This is a genomic window from Paenibacillus sp. FSL R7-0297 (assembly GCF_038009025.1).
Classification (GTDB): Bacteria; Bacillota; Bacilli; order Paenibacillales; family Paenibacillaceae; genus Paenibacillus_AQ.
Window position 1 is genome coordinate 3,526,396 of sequence record NZ_JBBPAQ010000001.1, and the last position, 15,463, is coordinate 3,541,858.

The window sequence follows — 15,463 nt, forward strand, 5'->3', positions numbered from 1 at the left end:
CTCCTTCACCGGGTGGTAACCTCCACAGAGCTGCCGGAGGTCTGGAAGCCGAAATAGCCTGCTGCATTATTGTAGGAGATATCCTCTACCATAGCGCCCAGTAAGTCTATGTCATCCGGTGCCTCGCCGCGTTCCACCAGTTCCCCGAGCAGCTCACAGAGCACCCGGCGGAAATATTCGTGCCGGGTATAAGAGAGGAAGCTGCGTGAATCGGTCAGCATGCCGACGAAGTTCCCCAGCAGGCTGCCCTCAGCCAGCAGGGTCAACTGCTGGCGCATACCGCTGCGCGTATCGTTGTACCACCAGCCGGAGCCGAGCTGGAGCTTGCCGGCGGTATCCTTCTGGTAACAGCCCAGCAGGGCCAGCAGGGCTGGGTAGTCGCCGGGATTCAGCGAGTACAGAATCGTCTTCGGCAGTCCGCTGCCGCTCTCAGCACGGTCAAGCAGCTTCGACAGCGGTGTGGTGAGCGGCAGATCATTAATGCCGTCGTATCCGGTATCCGGCCCGAGCTTCCGGAACATCGGCGTGTTGTTGTTGCGGTATGCATGCAAATGAAGCTGCATGGTCCAGCCTTTGGCCTGGTAGAAGCCGATCAGTGCAGTCAGCAGCTCTGTACGGTAGAGGGTAATTTCCTGCGGTGACAGGGAAGCGCCCTGAAGTCTTTTGGCGAAGACCGCCTGGGCAGCTTCCGGTTCACCAGCCTCGTAACGCAGCACATCGAGGGCATGGTCCGACAAGCGGCAGCCATTCTCATGGAAGAAGTCCACACGGTTACTCAGTGCCTCAAGCAGTGCCTGATAGGTCTTGACCTGCTGGCCTGCAGCTTCCTCCAGCTTGCCGATCCAGGCGCTGAAGCCCTCGGCATCGATGTTCAGTGCCTTGTCGGGACGGAAGGTCGGGAACACCTGGAACGCAGTCTCAGAGTCTCTGAGCAGCTTGTGGTATTCCAGCGAGTCTGCCGGATCATCCGTAGTACAGATTACCTTGACGTTCGAACTGCGGATCAGACCACGCCGGGTGAATGACGGTTCGGCCAGCTTGCGGTTCACCTTCTCCCAGATTGCCGGGGCTGAAGCTTCGTTCAGGAGATCATTCACTCCGAAGAAGCGGCGGAGCTCCAGATGGGTCCAGCTGTACAGCGGGTTGCCGATGGCTTTCGGGAGTGTACGGGCCCAGGCCAGAAATTTATCATAATCGGAGGCGTCCCCGGTAATATGCGATTCCGGCACACCGTTCGCGCGCATCAGCCGCCATTTGTAATGATCTCCATAGAGCCAGGCTGCGGTGAGGTTCTCGAACGGTTGATCTTCATAGATTTCGCGCGGGTCCAGATGGCAATGGTAATCGACAATCGGCATTGCTTTGGCATGCTGATGAAAGAGCTGGCGTGCGGTATCGCCGGATAACATGAAATCTTCATTAAGAAACATGGATAAGATCTCCCTTACATGAATTTGGACAGGGTTTATAGCGTAACGCCGGTTTTGAAAATAGCCAGCTCACGCACTTCGTTCTGCTCGTTCCGTGTTTTCTGGCCGCTGGCGACATCAATGATATAAGTGATGAATTCCTCCAGCACATCGGCCATCGGTGTTTCCAGCAGAGGACCGGCGTTGAAGTCCATCCAGTGGCCTTTTTTGGCAAAAAGATCGTTGTTGGTGGCCACCTTCACCGTAGGCACGAAGCTGCCGAACGGCGTTCCGCGTCCGGTAGTGAACAGCACCAGCTGGCAATCCGAAGCAGCGAGAGCGGAGGCGGCTACCAGATCGTTGCCGGGAGCCTGCAGGAGGCTCAGCCCTTTTTTGCGCAGCTTCACGCCGTATTGCAGCACATCCACCACCGGCGAGGTTCCAGCCTTCTGGGTGCAGCCCAGCGACTTGTCCTCCAGAGTGCTGATGCCGCCGGCTTTGTTGCCGGGGGAAGGATTCTCGTATACAGGTTCGCCGTAGGAGAGGAAATACTGTTTGAAGTTATTGATCAGCGAGACGATCTCTTCATAGACCTCATGGCTTTCTGCACGCGCCATCAGCATTTTCTCTGCACCGAACATTTCCGGCACTTCCGTCAGTACCGAGGTTCCGCCCTGGGAGATGATGAAGTCGGAGAACGCCCCCAGCAGCGGATTAGCTGTGATCCCGGAGAACCCGTCAGAGCCGCCGCATTTCAGGCCGATGTTCAGCTCACTAAGCGGAACAGGCTCACGTACATCGTTCTTCGCAGCTTCATACAGCTGCTCCAGCAGCTCAAGACCGGCTTCTACCTCATTGCCCACCTCCTGGGCAACCAGGAATTTCACCCGCGACTCGTCATAATCGCCCAGCATGCTGCGGAATTCGGAGACGATGTTGTTCTCGCAGCCGAGTCCGAACACGAGCACCCCTCCGGCATTCGGATGGTTGACCGCGTCGAGCAGAATACTGCGGGTCATGCGGTGATCATCGCCGAGCTGCGAGCAGCCGTAAGGATGCTTCAGTACCGTGAAGTTATCGAAGCCGCCGAGATCGGGATGCTCAGCCTTGAACTCCTGCAGCATTTGCTCGGCAATCCCGTTCACACAGCCGACGGTCGGGATAATGAACAGGTCATTACGGATGCCGACTTTGCCATTGCTCCGGCGATAGCCCTGGAAGGTCAGATCACGGCGGGGATACGTAACCTGATGAACATCCGGCACATACTCATATTCCTCTTCGCCGGACAGATTGGTCTTGATATTATGCGTATGAATCCAGTCCCCTGCGGCAATTGGAGCGATGGCATGGCCGATAGGATAACCGTATTTGGTGATAACCTCATCAGTCTGGAAACCGGTCAGGGCAATCTTGTGGCCCTGCGGAATATCCTGGGCTGCCTGAAGCGTCAAGCCGTCTATGGTAAGCTGCTCCCCGGCCGATATCGGCCGCAGGGCTACAGCTACTGTATCTCTTGGATTCATTTTCATTAAGTGCTTCATGTTGACCCTCCTAAGTTTGATAGTTATTCCTAGCCGACAAGCTGCTGCAGAGCGGCGCGGGAATCGTGCTGCTCCAGCTGCTGAAGATGGGCGTTAATCTCAGCTGTGAGTCCGGACAGCAAGGACAAATCCTGTCCCCACAGGCTGGTGTTGCTGAGAATGGTGCCTGCGAAGCTTGCCGGATCACTCCATGCCTGTGTGAAAATCTCCAGGATTTCCTGACTGTCCTGCAGCGGCACTCGGTCACCGCGGTAGCTGAGCAGGAGGGCGGCGAAGGCGAGCGTAATCCGCTCCGGAAGCTTGCCGCGTTCCTGCTGGTAGCGGAGCAGCACTGGAAGTAGCCGGGTTTTGAATTTGGAGATGCTGTTCAGCGAGATGGAAGTCAGCTCATGGCGAATGAACGGATTTCTGAACCGTTCCTGCACGGCATCCGCATAGGATAGCAGCTCTTCAGCAGGCAGATCCAGCATAGGAATCAGTTCGTCTTCGATCAGCTGCTTCACGAAGCGGGAGAATGTTTCGTCATTCATAACATCCTCAACGGTTTCCAGACCCGTCAGTAACCCCAGTGGAACCATTGCCGTATGCGGCCCGTTCAGCAGATGAACCTTGCGTTCGCGGTAAGGCGTCATATCAGGAGTGACTATAACGTTCAGTCCGGCCTTGGCCAGCGGCAGGCGCTCAACCAGTGATTCCGGCCCTTCAATGACCCAGAACAGGAAAGGCTCGGCAGTAACCATCACATGGTCCAGATATCCCAGTTCAGCTTCCAGCTCAGCGGCCTTATCGCGCGGATAACCCGGAACGATCCGGTCAACCAGACTGCAGCAGAAGGTATTCTCCTCCTTCAGCCATTGCAGGAATTCCCCGCCCAGATTCCAGTCAGCGGCGTATTGCTGTACAATTTCCTGCAATTTCTCACCGTTGCGGTCGATCAGCTCGCAGGGGATGATGACGAAGCCTTTTTTGCCTAGCTCGAAACGGCGGTGGAGCAGCGCAGTCAGCTTGCCAGGGAAGCTCTTCGGCGGCGTGCCGTCTGCACGGTCGCCCGGAAGATAGGCAATACCGGCTTCCGTAGTGTTAGAGGTGATGAATTCCAGCTCATCATTCTCTGCAAGCGCAAGATAACTCCCGTAATCGCTATAAGGGTTAATAACGCGGCTGACCGAAGAGATGATTTCCCGCGTGTTGACCGTCTGGTTATCCATAATGCCGTTCAGCAGCACGGTGTAGAGATTGTCCTGGGCGGCCATGAATCCGCCGACTCCCCCGGGTCCTTGTTCAATCGGCTGAATCAGTACGGCGCTTCCGTTAAACAGGCCAAGATTGTTCATTTGCTGCAGCTGCCAGTCAACAAAGGCGCGCATAAAGTTGCCTTCGCCGAATTGGATCATCCGTTCAGGATGCAGGGTTAACCCCGGGTGGGTACTTCTGGATAAACGGTTTGTCATAATGGTCATGATCTCCTTTTAAAGTATAATATCATAAATGCACACGTTAACATTTTATTTAGAGCAAACCCTGAAATGCGTCATTGTAAGACGTTATTCGTGTCTGCTGAAAATACAAAGCGGGGCAAGCCGGGGAGCCCGGCACGTGCGGGTAATTCACTGCGCAGAACCAGCACTCAACTCAGATCTTGGCGACAGTATCGCGTACCATGAGGCCGGTCTTGACGAATAGCTGCTGCGGCTCTGTTTCGGGCTGCTGCAACAGCTGAATCAGCATTTTCATACCGAGCTCACTGATCTCCGCAATGGGCTTGCGGACGGTGGTCAGGGCAGGATTCGTATAACGGGCGAACATAATATCGTCGAATCCAATCAGGGATATCTGTCCCGGCACATCTACCTTATGGGCATAACAGGCGTTCATCGCGCCAATGGCCATATCATCGTTGGAGCAGAATACAGCCGTAGGCTGATCCTCAAGGCTGAGCAGCGCGGTCATTGCCGCATAGCCGCTCTCGATGCTGTAATCTCCTGAAGCGAAATAATCGGGATTAAGCGCCAGACGGCCTGCAATCAGGCTGTCCATGAACCCTTGCTTGCGTTCGCTTGACGATTTGAAGCCGGGCTTCCCTTCAATAATGGCCAGCTTCCGGTGCCCTTGAAGCACAGCGTAATCAATCGCTTCCTTTACGCCTTCGCGGTCATTGGCTACAACATTCATAATGCCCGGGTCCTCCAGATGGCGGTTCAGCACCACAAGCGGTATGCCCATCTTCTTCACATGATAGATGAAGGCATTATCCTCATCACTCTGGCTCATGACCAGAATGCCGTCGAAACGCTGGGGCTGAATATTGCTGAAATTATGGACACCGTCTATTCCGTTAACGGTCAGATTGTAGTTCTCATCCAGGATATGCGTAATGCCTTTGACCGCATCAACCAGGAAGCTTGCTGAAGTACCCTGCTCAATGCTTGAGAAGAACAGCCCGATGGTGAATGATCTCTTCGTAACCAGACTCTTGGCGCTGTAATTCGGTACATAATTCATTTCCGCGGCGATTCGCTCAATCTTATCCCGGGTGACTTTCTTGATCAGCGGGCTGCCGTTCAGCGCTCTGGATACAGTCGTGTGGGAGACGCCGGCGACGCGTGCAATATCTTTGATAGTAATCATAATATCTCTCCGGGAAAATAGAATTGTTAACGATTTCAGTTTAGTGCTACAACCGCATCAAGTCAAGACATTATTGAAATGCACACGTTAAAATTTATCTGGAATATTACTGTGAAGTGGCGGTATAATTTACGTGACAAAGAATGCCGGTTTGAACAGGACCTGTTTCTTCAGGGGGGACGAAGCAATGCTGGTGGGCAAGCGGGACTTTTGCGATTACCAGAGTATCAAGGGAGCGGTGGATGAACTTGAACGGGATCCGCTGGAGAAGCCGGTGACCCTGTATATTATATCAGGTGTGTATGAAGAGGCGGTAAGAATATACCGGTCCAATCTTAATAGTGGGCATCGGGTAAGTGGTAATGACCATGAACAGACAAGCCAAGGCGCTGCTACACCCTACACTGTTCCTCGGCGGCCGGAAGCTGATGCTTGAGAACCTGATTATAGCGAACAGAGCAGGGCAAGGAAATGACATCGGGCAGGCTGTAGCGGTATCGGCCCATTGTGGGGAAACCAATTGGAATTCACTTCCCCCAAGCAGGAGAACTCCGGCCCAAAGGGGAAAGTACATCATAGACCTGTTAGCGGCGTGGGGCTTGATTGTGCTGGAATTTGGTAATATCGCGGGCATAATGCGAGACAGTGCCGTCGAATCTTTTGAGCCGCACATATTCCTCGGAGAACTTCTCTACAATTCCGACTCCAACCTGGGAGTACATTCCATCGGGGTCAAGCTGCAAGGCGGACACGAAGGTCTGCGATAAAGCGGCAACCCAGAAATCAGCATTTTGGACCAGTGTCTGCGGCATAATCCCAGCCCCTTCCATTTGTAATATGAATATAACGTTGAAGAATCTTAAGCACTATTCTACGACACACAGCGGGTTTTGAAAATAGGATTTCTTTTCTGAAATAGTTGAAAATTTTCCCGGAATTGTGCTTGAAGGCCGGACGAAGGATGAAGGTGGCTGTTCCCTCGTGAGTGTTGGGAGAAAGACGGTTTATACTACCCTGGCGTTAATGGTTATGGTGAACAAAAAAATATAGCAAATAAGGTGGAGGGCAGTATGGAAGCAGAAACGCGGCAAGCACGGGAGATATTCATCCGGTATCTGGGCAGCCCGGCCCAAATGCACCGTGAAGGTGCCCTTAAGCAGTACAAACAATATGGCATTGTCCGGGAAATGGAGCTTCAATGGTTTCAGGAGATGATCGCGGAAGGGTGCGGGCGTCTGTCGATCAGGGACTGGGAGGCTGTTGCCGGGCTTGAAGCCTTGTCCAAGAACTATCAGGACCCGGTCATTGTGGACAAGACAGCTTCTTTCGCCTCCCGCAACCTGATGAGCGCAGACAGTATAGTCAGACTGATGTATGCAGAAGCTCTGGTAGACATCATCCGCGCCCATAAAATAGTAATTACCCGCGAACTGCTTTTCAGCGCCTGCCGGATCGCCGTGCAACTGCTAGAAAGTGTGGTAACACAGCCGCTGGTGACAGACCCCGGCCATGAGCTGCAGCAGCTCGGACTCAAGGACAAGCGGGCGCTGAACAGCCGGGCGAAGAAAAGCATTGAAGAAGTGGAGCGCCTGATTAACTGACCGGCATAACCGTTATTATGGAAGGGGAAACTCAGATGCAGATAAGAACCGAGACAGCGGCGCAGGATTATAGTCAAGTATTTGAACTGAATGTCAAGGCATTCGGAACCGGGAGGATGAATCCAGGCTGATTGAGCGGATCAGAGCTTCGGAGGAGTTCGTGCCGGAGCTGTCCATTGTTGCCGAGCAGGATGGCGCTGTCGTTGGGCATATTTTATTAAGCCGTGCCAAGGTATTGGACGGGAATCATTTTAACGTGACATAAGGCTGTCCAGTTTGTTATGTTACGCTGTTCTGACAAGTGATCTGAACACAATCAGCAGGAGGAATCATAGGATGGCGGAACCATTAAAAGCAATGTACAACAAGGAATTCCTGCGCAGCCTCGGCACTAAGATCCATGCCGTATACGGTTCATTTGATGCGGAGGACTTCACCGCTGCGGCAATGAAAGAGCCTTGGGAGGAACTGGAGCTTAAGGCGCGGATGCGGCGGATCACAGAGACTCTGGGGGCATTCCTGCCATCGCGTTATGAAGAAGCATTAGATATTTTGTACGCCATCGATAAAGACTGTGTCGGGTTTCCGTATCTGATCTTCCCTGATTTCATCGAGGTGTTCGGCGGCAGGGAGGAGCACTGGGAGTTGTCCATGGCGGCGCTGGAACGGTTCACGCCGAAATCCTCGGCAGAGTTCGCCGTCAGGCCGTTCATGCTGCGGGACCCGGAGCGGATGATGATTCAGATGCTGGCCTGGGCAGAGCATCCGGATGAGCATGTGCGGCGTCTGGCCAGCGAAGGCAGCCGGCCCCGTCTCCCATGGGGCCAGGCGCTGCCGATGTTCAAGCGCGATCCGTCCCCGGTGCTGCCGCTGCTGGAGAAGCTGAAGGCGGACCCGTCGCTCTATGTACGCAAGAGTGTGGCCAACAATCTGAACGATATCGCGAAGGATCATCCGGCTGTCGTCATTGAGACAGCCCGCCGCTGGAAAGGCAACAATGTGAATACGGACTGGATTGTGCGGCATGGCTGCCGGTCGCTGATCCGTAAGGCGGCCCCGGAGATTATGGAGCTGTTCGGTTATGCTCCTGAAGAGAGCGGTGCGCCGCTGGTCACCGCTGCTGTCCTCGCGGCAGAACCGGCTGAGCTGCGGATCGGTGACCACTGCGAACTGCAGTATGCCCTCACCATCCGGGAAGGTGAACCGGTGCGTATCCGCATCGAATACGGGATAGACTTCGTGAAGGCAGGAGGAAAGACCTCCCGCAAGCTCTTTCTGTTGTCAGACAAAACAGTCCCCGGGGGTTCCAGACTGGCTGGTGTACGGACGCACCGCTGGGCCGACCTGACCACCCGCCGGCATTATCCCGGACAACATACCGTGACGCTGCTGGTAAATGGCCGCGAAGCGGCAAGCACATCACTGCTTCTCGAACCTCAGAATGAAAGGGGAACGGTTTAATGATTACGAACAATCTGTTAATCAAGCTGAAGGACAACAGCCCGGAGCGCATTGCTGAAGCCCGTGAAGTGCTGCTGGGCATGCGTGGTCAAATCGGCCAAATCCATGAATTGAAGGTGGAGGTGGATGTCCGCAGCGGCTCTTACGATCTGATGCTGATTGTGCAATATGAGAGCATGGCGGATCTGGAAGCCTATCTGGTTCATCCGGTGCATGTCAGGGTTTCGGAGTACATTACTGGTGTTCTGCAGTCGGCAGCTTCCTTCTGTTATGAATCCTGATTCGGTAAAAGTCAGGGATTCAGCGAATCTTGAGGGATATGCGGATAATCCGCAACCTCCTCCTGCACCAACCTGCACAACAAAGCGGATGTCCATGCAGCCCTCTCAGGGCTTCCGGAACATCCGCTTCTTTATTTCAGCCAGCCTGTGTTCACCGCATAAAATATACGCCAACACCAGCCCTGTCTAATCTTTGATATTGCCTGCCATCTTAAGCCGTTTGGCAATCTCCTTGAATTCCTCGGCCGAGATTCCCGGTGCGAATTCCTCCTTGGACTCGGGAGCCTCGGGGATCGGTACACCTTCAGGCACGCCTTGAATAACCTCAAGCGGAAGCCCGTCCTCTGGATGGGTGCCCTTCCAGATCTGGTCAATGGAGCTGAAATCCTTATCACTCCAGGTGTACAGCTTCGTATGCACGCCTTTTTCTTCATACTTTCTAGCTTCATTGAACGATTTGTTGTCAAGGGAAGGGATCGGCACAAGCTTGGTTACATTGACGCCTGTGGCAATCTCTAGTGCCTTGGCATAAGCGACCACATGAACGCCTCCACGGACAAGGAGGAAGCCGACAACAGCACGTGCAGCCGGATGGTCGGTCATTTCGTAGACCTTCATTTTATGTGTTCTGGCCCCGCATTCCAGGAAGAAGTTATGCAGCAGATCTTCCACGAGGTTGCCGCTGTTGAACACATTGGCCCCGGTCCAGGGGTTACCCATGGAATCGAACGGCATGGCACCCTGGGCTCCGGCCAGGAAGTGATAGGACAGCCGGGCATCTTTTACAGCATCCAATGGAGTAGAGTCCGGCTTCTTATAATCCGTGGAACCTCTAAGACATTTGTTAACCGCGTGGGAGACGAGTTCGACATGGCCTAACTCCTCTGCGGTAATGCTCATTACCAGATCGTAGAAGGGCTTCAGCTTCTCCTTGGAACGGAAGTTAAAGGACTGATACAGATAGTTGTTGAGTGTTGACATCTCACCAAATTTACCGCCAAGCAGTTCCTGTACAGCCGCAGCAGCATTCGGATCTGGTTTCTCGACGTCCGGAATCTCAATCATAATCTCATCCATGCGTTTGAACATTGGCTTGTCATCCTCCTTAGCGCTTCAGCAGTCATGATATTGCTGTACAGCCCTAAATTAAACGCAATCCTTCATGCTCAAACATCAACGGACCGGAAGCTGTACATGCAGCTGGTGGTTGTTCTTCTGCTCCCGTGCAGCCATGCTCAGGACATAACTTCTAGTCCCGCTGGCGGGGGCCTTCTGCCAGAGGCGGTAGCCTTCCGTGTTGATTACAGCCGCATTGTCAGTACTGGCGGTCCCTGCAAAATAAATCTCATTCAGCCGGCCGACCACATCCGCCATCGCTTTCAGCTCGGTATCCGTGTAATTAGCATAGGCTGTGTCCGCGGTCAGCCGGGAATAACTGCGGGTCGCGGAGCGCTTGCGGAAATTCGCTTCGCTGTAAGTGTTGAACTGTAGCAGATTCTGATCTGTGCTGCCCGAGGCTGCGGCCCACAGCTCCATCCCTAATTTAGCCGTATTGTAATCCAGGGTCTGATTGGCAGCTGAATAGTTTAAGATGCCGTATTGATGCGGGAATACCGATAAGGCACTGTCTGCGATGTCAAAGATGCTGTTACCGTCCTTCTGATATTCACTTATATCCTGAATATGAATGTGGCCGCTGAGTGTGGTATGGATATTATTGCGCAGCAGGGCGTCAATAACCTGCCCGTTATCATCGACAGTGAAGCCCTCCTGGATGAAATCGCTGTGATCCAGCAGGCTGTGATGCATGACTGCTACGATCTGAGCATCATGTGCCGCAGCCATTTCACCGCAGGTATCAATCCATTTGAGGGTCGAAGCGCTCACCTTGCCCTCAAGCTGCGGATTTCCCAGAATTTTATTATTCTTGTACTGCGCGGTGTCGAGCATAAGCAGCCATAAATCATCCGACGGGGCGGCGAGATAGCTCAGCGAATCCTCATCCTCCAGCAGCGCTTCATCGTAACCGAAGCTGCCATAGAATTTGCGGAATTCTTTGGCTGTAACGGAATCCGCAGGGGATTGGCGCGGGCCTTTGAATTTGCGGGCCCAGGGATTCTGAATATCGTGATTGCCGGGAGTCACATATACCCGGGTCCCGGTCTCCTGTTCAATGGTCTTCAGATGTTTGGCCAGGTCCTTATGGCTGGCTTCTTCACCATTGTTGCTTAGATCCCCGCTAATGATGACGGCATCCGGCTTACGGATGCCAATGTCGTATCCGAGGGCTTCCATCATTTCGTTGCTGTATCCCAGCTGTTTACCATCTCCGGCAGCCAGAAACTGATTGAAGGCAGGCCCGAGATCCCGCAGGCTTTGAGATAAATAGTGCGTATCGGTAGTCGTAAGAATACTAAGATCATGGCCGGACTGTATACGGTATTGCGGTTGTTGATTCTCTTCTTGCCCGCTGCAGGATGAGAACAGCAGCAGCAATAGGGAGAGTATGACGGACTTACGGACGGATAACATGGGTTCTGCACCTCTTTTCCTGGTAGAAACCGCAAAAAGGTGTCCCCGGCAAGATTGCCCTGAAGGGAACACCTCCTGTACAGAATAACTTATTTCTTGACTTCAGTCACACCGGTTACCTTGCCTTGGTCAGCTGCTGTGTAGGTAGCCTGGTATTTGGCATCCGAGAAATAGACATTGCCTTCGATGGTAGCATTCACAACAGCGAAGCCGTCAGCTTCAACGTAGACATCCCCAACAAAGGTACCGCCCTGAATACGGGCATTTTCACTGCGGATTGTCATTTTTGGAGCGGTAAGTGTGAAGGAATTGGTGATGTTGTGATCTGCATCCTGGGTATAGAGCGCGATTTTGCGGGCCGGCTCTTCCTTATTGATGAACTGTCCGTCTACCACAAGCTCTTCCGTGAAGGTCAGGTCATTCAGGACTGCGGCGATCCAGTGGCCGTCTTTGCTGATCGCCTTCTTGAAGGCTTCATTATTATCAACGACGGAGACTGATGTTACAGCATCCGGTGCTTCGGTGGCCGTGGCCGTATTGCCGTTATTTGCGGACGTGTTTGTATTTGCCGCATTGTTGTTGGCCGAGTTGCCGCATCCGACGAGCAGGGTCAGAGTGAATACGGCTGCTATTGCTGCGAGCTTTCTCATGTAAATAACCTCCTTATGGTGTGTGTTGCTGTAGATTTATTTTTCCTTTAAAATTAATATAGAATGACTAGTGCGGAATTAATGTGATTCAATTCACAATTGTTAATTATATTTACCGATCGTTCTATAAATGGTAAAATTGACTCAGAAAGGAGCATGGTGATGGCGAGAAGCAAAGAATTCGAGATTGATGATGTACTGTTAAAGGCGATGAATATCTTCTGGCAGCAGGGCTATGAGAAAACCTCGATGCAGGATCTTGTAACTGGCATGGGGATTCACAAGAGAAGCATGTATGACACATTTGGAGACAAGCATACTTTATATATAAAAGCACTGGAGCGGTTCGCAGCCATCAACGCCTCCCGGATGGAGAGCCGGATCGAAGGTATTTCCTCGGCTAAAGCTGCGATCACCCTGCTGTTCGAAGCAACGATTCACAGAAGTGAAGACGAGCCCAAGGGTTGTCTGCTGGTGAATACCGCAGTGGAGCTGTCCAATCATGATCCGGAAGCAGCAACCAAAGCGAATGATGCTTTTCTGAATACCGAACGTCTCATTGAACGGCTGATCCAGCACGGACAGGCTAGCGGTGAGCTCTCCGGTCGGTATCAGGCCTCCGCGCTTGCTGCTTATCTGCATAATGCCCTCGTCGGGCTGCGGGTCATGGTCAAAACCACCCGGGATATTAACAAGCTCCAGACTATCGTTAACACTACGCTTGCCGTATTGGAATAATGCGACCCTAATAGTATGAACACGCCTGCTGGTAATTATCCAATTTTAATTTAGGCTCACAGCAGTGGTGCTGAGCTTATTTTCACTTCAATATCGCTGCTGTTTGGATTACAATATGTTTTTGATGATTCATCAGCGTGCAGGAAGGAGACGTATTCATGGCTAAGCAGAAATACTATGTGGTGTGGGAAGGCAAGCAGCCGGGAGTGTACAGCACTTGGGCAGAATGCCAGGCGCAGACCGATCACTATACCGGAGCGAAATATAAATCCTATGAGAGCAAAGCGGCGGCGGATACGGCCTATAAGGCGGGCTGGAAAGGCAACTGGGGAACAGGACCTACATCATCCGGCGCAGGTGCCAAGAGTAAAACGGCAAACAGCTGGAGCCGCAGTGCCTCGGTAGAAACGTCAGAGGAGATTGATTATGACAGCATCTCTGTAGATGTCGGCACCCGCGGCAATCCCGGACCGGTAGAATACAAAGGCGTAGACACGCAGACCGGAGACATTATTTTTTCCTGCGGTCCAATCAGTAAGGGAACGAATAACCTCGGGGAATTTCTGGCGATTGTCCATGCGCTGGCTCTGCTTAAGAAGGAAGGCAGCAGCCGTACGGTCTATACCGACTCCGTGAATGCTATGAAGTGGGTGAAGCAGAAGAAGGTCGCTACTACCTTGCCCCGGGATGCTTCCACAGCGGAAATCTGGACGCTGATTGACCGGGCGGAGAGCTGGCTGCGCAGCCATACATATGAGAATAAGGTGCTGAAATGGCAGACTAAGGTGTGGGGCGAGATCAAAGCAGATTACGGGCGCAAATAAATTCTGCGGGTTCTGGTTAATAACAGGTAATGAATGAATACTACAGGGAAGCAAGCAGGAGGAGAACGGGATGTTTGGCAATGATTGGGATGAGGTACTGCAGGAAGAAACGCATAAGCCCTATTTTGAAGAGCTGCGTTATGCGCTGGCACGTGAATATAAGCAATATACAGTCTATCCGCCAAAAGACAAGCTGTTCTCAGCGCTGAAGCTGACGCCTTACAGCAAGACCCGGGTGGTCATTCTGGGTCAGGACCCGTATCATGGGGCGGGACAAGCTCATGGCCTGAGTTTCTCGGTCGAGCCGGGAGTGCGGATTCCTCCGTCACTGCGCAATATTTATACCGAGCTGCATAATGATCTGGGCGTACCTGTGCCGAACCATGGTTCTCTGCTCCACTGGGCAGAAGAAGGGGTGCTGATGCTTAACGCAGTGCTGACCGTACGTGAAGGCCAGCCGAACTCGCATAAAGGCCTGGGCTGGGAGACGTTTACAGATGCCATCATGGAGAAGCTGAATGAACGGACAGAACCGATGGTGTTCATCCTGTGGGGCAGTCATGCTCAGCTCAAAGGGGCTTCGATTGACCGCAGCAGGCATAAGGTTATTCAGTCTCCGCATCCAAGTCCGTTCTCGGCCCACCGCGGATTTCTCGGCAGCCATCCGTTCTCACAGGCTAACTCCTATCTGGAGTCGCACGGGCTTACAGGAATCGATTGGTCCATACCGAATGTATAAGTAGCACGGACACAGCGAAGGGGGTGGAGCCATGAAGCATTGGGTAGGCAGACCGGTCATTATGTACTGCGGAGAAGAGCCATATACGATCATGAAAGGCGTGCTGCGCAGATGGGACCCTGCAGCTTCGGTAGCCGTAATCGGACATCAGGAGATTGCCGTCCCTTTTCGTGACATTGTGTTCATCAAGGCATTGGCTCCCAAGGAGAGGGCATTGCCCCCGGTCCTCCATTCTGTAGGGTACGTGATGAGGGAACGCCAGCAGTTTGACAACGCAGTATATTTCAAGTCGGCGGTCACCATCTGGAAAGGTGATCAGCTGGTTGCCCTCAATACGACCATCGTAGCGCACACTAAGGGTTCAGTCACGCTCCGCGACGGGCAGAACCTGCTGAAGGGCAATCACATTTTTGTGGTGCGCTCTCTGCGGGGCTGAGATTGCGGAACGGAAGGCTTCGGAAGGTACAGCAAAACGGGCAAACCTCTAAATAAGAGATTTGCCCGTTTTGCTGTTTTTGTTATTTGGATATTATGATATTTGACTGTTGTGGATAAGATCTGCGTATTAGTTATAGATAAGATGCTTTCGAATTGTGGCGATCCGTTTGTAGAATGAATTAATTCTTATTCTTATATCAGAAATCCCTCTGTTCCCGCCGATAGTAAGCGGAACAGGGAAATTAAAGGGATAAATTCCTCTAATCCCGCCGAAAGTAGGCGGAACGGAGAAATCAAGGGGATAAATCCCTCTAATTCCGTCGAACTTTGAGCAAATGACCAAATGAGGAACATTAGTGCTCTTGATTCCACCGGACGCAACCCAAATGAGCAAATGAGGGGCATTAATGCCCTTGATTTCACCGGACGCAACCCAAATGAGCAAATGAGGGGCATTAATGCCCTTGATTTCACCGGACGCAACCCAAATGAGCAAATGAGGGGCATTAATGCCCTTGATTCCCTCGGACGCAACCCAAATGAGCAAATGAGGGGCATTAATGCCCTTGATTCCACCGGACGCAACCCAAATGAGCAAATGAGGGGCATTAATGCCCT

At 52.6% G+C, this 15,463-nt stretch carries 16 protein-coding genes; 8 read left to right on the plus strand and 8 right to left on the minus strand.

Annotated features, from left to right (window positions below; all coding sequences use genetic code 11):
- Positions 1-5: 5 nt before the first annotated feature.
- The 4 genes from uxaC to MKZ24_RS15315 all read right to left on the minus strand — a co-directional run bounded on the left by uxaC (position 6) and on the right by MKZ24_RS15315 (position 5,581).
- Positions 6-1,430 carry a glucuronate isomerase gene (gene uxaC, locus MKZ24_RS15300; RefSeq protein WP_340784268.1) on the minus strand — a complete coding sequence of 475 codons (1,425 nt, stop codon included), beginning with the start codon at positions 1,428-1,430 and terminating at the stop codon, positions 6-8.
- A gap of 35 nt (positions 1,431-1,465) precedes the next feature.
- Entirely contained in the window at positions 1,466-2,953 is a 1,488-nt protein-coding gene (locus MKZ24_RS15305) for a UxaA family hydrolase (RefSeq protein WP_042238011.1), read from the minus strand.
- A 29-nt stretch (positions 2,954-2,982) separates the two neighbouring features.
- Entirely contained in the window at positions 2,983-4,404 is a 1,422-nt protein-coding gene (locus MKZ24_RS15310) for a tagaturonate reductase (protein ID WP_340784272.1), read from the minus strand.
- Between the two features lie 181 nt (positions 4,405-4,585).
- On the minus strand, positions 4,586-5,581 hold the full coding sequence (locus MKZ24_RS15315) for a LacI family DNA-binding transcriptional regulator (RefSeq protein WP_081956602.1): 996 nt from the start codon (positions 5,579-5,581) through the stop codon (positions 4,586-4,588).
- Positions 5,582-5,768: 187 nt separating this feature from the next.
- Here MKZ24_RS15315 and MKZ24_RS15320 point away from each other — a divergent pair, with 187 nt between their 5' ends.
- A complete protein-coding gene (locus MKZ24_RS15320; protein ID WP_042238005.1) occupies positions 5,769-6,017 on the plus strand; it encodes a hypothetical protein in 249 nt (82 codons plus the stop codon).
- 148 nt (positions 6,018-6,165) lie between these two features.
- On the opposite strand, the gene MKZ24_RS15325 is transcribed toward MKZ24_RS15320, so the two are convergent.
- A complete protein-coding gene (locus tag MKZ24_RS15325) occupies positions 6,166-6,393 on the minus strand; it encodes a hypothetical protein (RefSeq protein WP_052416612.1) in 228 nt (75 codons plus the stop codon).
- Between the two features lie 258 nt (positions 6,394-6,651).
- Between MKZ24_RS15325 and MKZ24_RS15330 the strand changes: the two genes are divergently transcribed.
- The 3 genes from MKZ24_RS15330 to MKZ24_RS15340 all read left to right on the plus strand — a co-directional run bounded on the left by MKZ24_RS15330 (position 6,652) and on the right by MKZ24_RS15340 (position 8,924).
- A complete protein-coding gene (locus MKZ24_RS15330) occupies positions 6,652-7,182 on the plus strand; it encodes a hypothetical protein (protein ID WP_340784276.1) in 531 nt (176 codons plus the stop codon).
- 336 nt (positions 7,183-7,518) lie between these two features.
- Entirely contained in the window at positions 7,519-8,643 is a 1,125-nt protein-coding gene (locus tag MKZ24_RS15335) for a hypothetical protein (RefSeq protein ID WP_340784279.1), read from the plus strand.
- On the plus strand, positions 8,643-8,924 hold the full coding sequence (locus MKZ24_RS15340; RefSeq protein ID WP_340784282.1) for a Dabb family protein: 282 nt from the start codon (positions 8,643-8,645) through the stop codon (positions 8,922-8,924). Before MKZ24_RS15335 ends, MKZ24_RS15340 begins: the two co-directional genes overlap by 1 nt.
- Before the next feature lie 186 nt (positions 8,925-9,110).
- Here the strand turns inward: MKZ24_RS15340 and MKZ24_RS15345 are convergent, their stop codons facing one another.
- From MKZ24_RS15345 to MKZ24_RS15355, 3 genes are all read right to left on the minus strand, one after another.
- Positions 9,111-10,013, minus strand: a complete 903-nt coding sequence (locus MKZ24_RS15345; RefSeq protein WP_039295366.1) for a manganese catalase family protein — start codon at positions 10,011-10,013, stop codon at positions 9,111-9,113.
- Positions 10,014-10,097: 84 nt separating this feature from the next.
- Complete coding sequence (locus tag MKZ24_RS15350; RefSeq protein WP_340784289.1) at positions 10,098-11,456, minus strand: metallophosphoesterase; 1,359 nt, start codon at positions 11,454-11,456, stop codon at positions 10,098-10,100.
- 89 nt (positions 11,457-11,545) lie between these two features.
- On the minus strand, positions 11,546-12,106 hold the full coding sequence (locus MKZ24_RS15355; protein WP_042138799.1) for a hypothetical protein: 561 nt from the start codon (positions 12,104-12,106) through the stop codon (positions 11,546-11,548).
- Positions 12,107-12,268: 162 nt separating this feature from the next.
- Between MKZ24_RS15355 and MKZ24_RS15360 the strand changes: the two genes are divergently transcribed.
- From MKZ24_RS15360 to MKZ24_RS15375, 4 genes are all read left to right on the plus strand, one after another.
- Positions 12,269-12,844, plus strand: coding sequence for a TetR/AcrR family transcriptional regulator (locus MKZ24_RS15360; protein ID WP_340784295.1), 576 nt, complete (start codon positions 12,269-12,271; stop codon positions 12,842-12,844).
- Positions 12,845-13,002: 158 nt separating this feature from the next.
- Entirely contained in the window at positions 13,003-13,668 is a 666-nt protein-coding gene (gene rnhA / locus MKZ24_RS15365; RefSeq protein WP_340784296.1) for a ribonuclease H, read from the plus strand.
- Between the two features lie 70 nt (positions 13,669-13,738).
- Positions 13,739-14,407: a uracil-DNA glycosylase gene (gene ung, locus MKZ24_RS15370; RefSeq protein WP_039295373.1), complete on the plus strand. Its 669-nt coding sequence runs from the start codon at positions 13,739-13,741 to the stop codon at positions 14,405-14,407.
- Positions 14,408-14,438: 31 nt separating this feature from the next.
- Entirely contained in the window at positions 14,439-14,843 is a 405-nt protein-coding gene (locus MKZ24_RS15375; RefSeq protein WP_039295375.1) for a hypothetical protein, read from the plus strand.
- The last annotated feature ends 620 nt before the right edge of the window (positions 14,844-15,463 follow it).

Excerpts from the sequence above, each read along its gene's own strand:
- uxaC (WP_340784268.1), bottom strand. The coding sequence starts at position 1,430 with ATGTTTCTTAATGAAGATTTCATGTTATCCGGCGATACCGCACGCCAG.
- MKZ24_RS15305 (WP_042238011.1), bottom strand. The coding sequence starts at position 2,953 with ATGAAGCACTTAATGAAAATGAATCCAAGAGATACAGTAGCTGTAGCC.
- MKZ24_RS15310 (WP_340784272.1), bottom strand. The coding sequence starts at position 4,404 with ATGACAAACCGTTTATCCAGAAGTACCCACCCGGGGTTAACCCTGCAT.
- MKZ24_RS15315 (WP_081956602.1), bottom strand. The coding sequence starts at position 5,581 with ATGATTACTATCAAAGATATTGCACGCGTCGCCGGCGTCTCCCACACG.
- MKZ24_RS15320 (WP_042238005.1), top strand. The coding sequence starts at position 5,769 with ATGCTGGTGGGCAAGCGGGACTTTTGCGATTACCAGAGTATCAAGGGA.
- MKZ24_RS15325 (WP_052416612.1), bottom strand. The coding sequence starts at position 6,393 with ATGCCGCAGACACTGGTCCAAAATGCTGATTTCTGGGTTGCCGCTTTA.
- MKZ24_RS15330 (WP_340784276.1), top strand. The coding sequence starts at position 6,652 with ATGGAAGCAGAAACGCGGCAAGCACGGGAGATATTCATCCGGTATCTG.
- MKZ24_RS15335 (WP_340784279.1), top strand. The coding sequence starts at position 7,519 with ATGGCGGAACCATTAAAAGCAATGTACAACAAGGAATTCCTGCGCAGC.
- MKZ24_RS15340 (WP_340784282.1), top strand. The coding sequence starts at position 8,643 with ATGATTACGAACAATCTGTTAATCAAGCTGAAGGACAACAGCCCGGAG.
- MKZ24_RS15345 (WP_039295366.1), bottom strand. The coding sequence starts at position 10,013 with ATGTTCAAACGCATGGATGAGATTATGATTGAGATTCCGGACGTCGAG.
- MKZ24_RS15350 (WP_340784289.1), bottom strand. The coding sequence starts at position 11,456 with ATGTTATCCGTCCGTAAGTCCGTCATACTCTCCCTATTGCTGCTGCTG.
- MKZ24_RS15355 (WP_042138799.1), bottom strand. The coding sequence starts at position 12,106 with ATGAGAAAGCTCGCAGCAATAGCAGCCGTATTCACTCTGACCCTGCTC.
- MKZ24_RS15360 (WP_340784295.1), top strand. The coding sequence starts at position 12,269 with ATGGCGAGAAGCAAAGAATTCGAGATTGATGATGTACTGTTAAAGGCG.
- rnhA (WP_340784296.1), top strand. The coding sequence starts at position 13,003 with ATGGCTAAGCAGAAATACTATGTGGTGTGGGAAGGCAAGCAGCCGGGA.
- ung (WP_039295373.1), top strand. The coding sequence starts at position 13,739 with ATGTTTGGCAATGATTGGGATGAGGTACTGCAGGAAGAAACGCATAAG.
- MKZ24_RS15375 (WP_039295375.1), top strand. The coding sequence starts at position 14,439 with ATGAAGCATTGGGTAGGCAGACCGGTCATTATGTACTGCGGAGAAGAG.